Source organism: Arthrobacter sp. P1_A5, from assembly GCF_056406825.1.
The window spans coordinates 1-1,342 of sequence record NZ_JBFTZL010000348.1 but is presented as its reverse complement, the minus strand read 5'-3'; the positions used below and the strand labels follow the sequence as shown (position 1 = coordinate 1,342).

Genomic DNA, 1,342 nt, shown 5'->3' with positions numbered 1-1,342 from the left:
GTGCAACTTCCCGTGGGACCAGGAACAGTCGCGGATGAAACGATACCTTCAAGCTCCGCTTCAGTTTGCACAACGGGAGACTGGAATCGTGCTGCACAACCCGGAATGGGGAATCACCCTCTTCCGGACCCCCTACGAGGCCGGCTGAGCCCGCGGTCCCGCCTAAGGGGCGCCAGGCGTGCCGCGGGAGGGGCCCGCGGGAGGGGTGCGAGGCTGAGGGCCCGGGGGGAATAAGAACCGCCGCCACCATGTTGGTTTCCGGTGTGAAGAACATCGGATTCCTGTCCTTCGGCCATTGGACCGACCACCCGGATTCCGGCACGCGCACTGCGTCGGACGCGCTGTTGCAGGCGATCGACCTCGCGGTCGCGGCCGAGGAGCTGGGTGCGGACGGCGCCTACTTCCGAGTCCACCACTTCGCGCAGCAATACGCCTCCCCGTTCCCGCTGCTCGCTGCGATCGGGGCCCGGACAAGCCGCATCGAGATCGGCACCGGCGTGATCGACATGCGCTACGAGAACCCGCTCTACATGGCGGAGGACGCTGGCGCGGCCGACCTGATCGCGGGCGGCCGGCTGCAGCTGGGCATCAGCAGGGGTTCACCCGAGCAGGTCATCGACGGATGGCGTTACTTCGGCTTCGCCCCCGCCGAGGGCGAGTCGGACGCCGACATGGGCCGCAGGCACGCCGAGCGTCTGCTCGAGGTCCTCACTGGCAAGGGTTTTGCGGCGCCGAACCCCCGCCCGATGTTCCCGAACCCTCCGGGCCTGCTGCGCGTGGAGCCGCACTCAAGGGGGCTGCGCGAGCGCATCTGGTGGGGCTCCGGCTCGAACGCCACGGCCATCTGGGCGGCGAAGCTCGGCATGAACCTGCAGAGCTCCACGCTCAAGGATGATGAGAGCGGCAAGCCCTTCCACGTCCAGCAGGCCGAGCAGATCGAGCTCTACCGGCAGGCCTGGAAGGAGGCGGGGCACGAGCGGGAGCCGCGCGTCTCGGTCAGCCGCAGCATCTTCGCGCTGACGGACGAGCGCGACTGGCAGTACTTCGCCCGCGACCGCCACAGCTCCGACCAGGTGGGCAACATCGACGAGAAAACACGCGCGGTCTTTGGCCGCTCCTACGCCGGTGCCCCGGACGAGCTGGCCGCAAAGCTGGCCGAGGACGAGGCGATCGCCGCGGCAGACACCCTGCTCCTCACGGTCCCGAACCAGCTCGGTGTCGACTACAACGCCCACGTCATCGAGTCGATCCTGAAGTATGTGGCGCCGCAGCTCGGCTGGCGCTGACCCCTCGTGACAGATTCCCCGGGCGCCGCGCCGTCGACACTTGCGGGGTCCAGCAT

General features: G+C 68.4%; 1 protein-coding gene. It reads left to right on the top strand.

The genetic code is table 11. From position 1 onward, the window contains the following. The first annotated feature begins 263 nt into the window (after positions 1-263). Entirely contained in the window at positions 264-1,286 is a 1,023-nt protein-coding gene (locus AC1D1S_RS21180; RefSeq protein WP_028276305.1) for an LLM class flavin-dependent oxidoreductase, read from the top strand. Positions 1,287-1,342 lie beyond the last annotated feature (56 nt).